The organism is Corynebacterium sp. HMSC05C01 (genome assembly GCF_001807155.1).
GTDB classification, from domain to species: Bacteria; Actinomycetota; Actinomycetes; order Mycobacteriales; family Mycobacteriaceae; genus Corynebacterium; species Corynebacterium coyleae.
Window position 1 is genome coordinate 736 of record NZ_KV787930.1, and the last position, 360, is coordinate 1,095.

General features: G+C 60.0%; 1 pseudogene. It reads right to left on the reverse strand.

What is annotated here, in order from left to right:
- Window positions 1-360 (reverse strand): annotated as a pseudogene (locus HMPREF3145_RS11370) (IS21 family transposase); the annotation flags it as partial.

The window sequence follows — 360 nt, forward strand, 5'->3', positions numbered from 1 at the left end:
GCATCAGCTGCGTCGCCGGTAAGCGGGGCGGTTGGGCGTTGTTGATTCTTCGTCGCGGGTTGTGTCCTTCGCCCTGGTGCAGCGGGGTGCTGCTGAGCGTGCGCAATGTCAGTCTGGATGCGTTTGATCACAGCCATAGTTGGAGCAAGTTTCTTGTCCAAGACTTGCTGGCATGCAGGCTCCAAGGTGGTGTTGTTGTGCTTTTTGCCCAGGTTGACCAGCACGTTGCGAGCCTGGAGGAGTCCGCGGGGGACGGCGGCACTATTACGATCGAGGATCATCGCTATGACCGTGTGCGTTGCAGAACCGAACGACGAGGCCCAAGCCAAGAGTTCGTCGCGGGTGAGCGCCTTGTGGCCT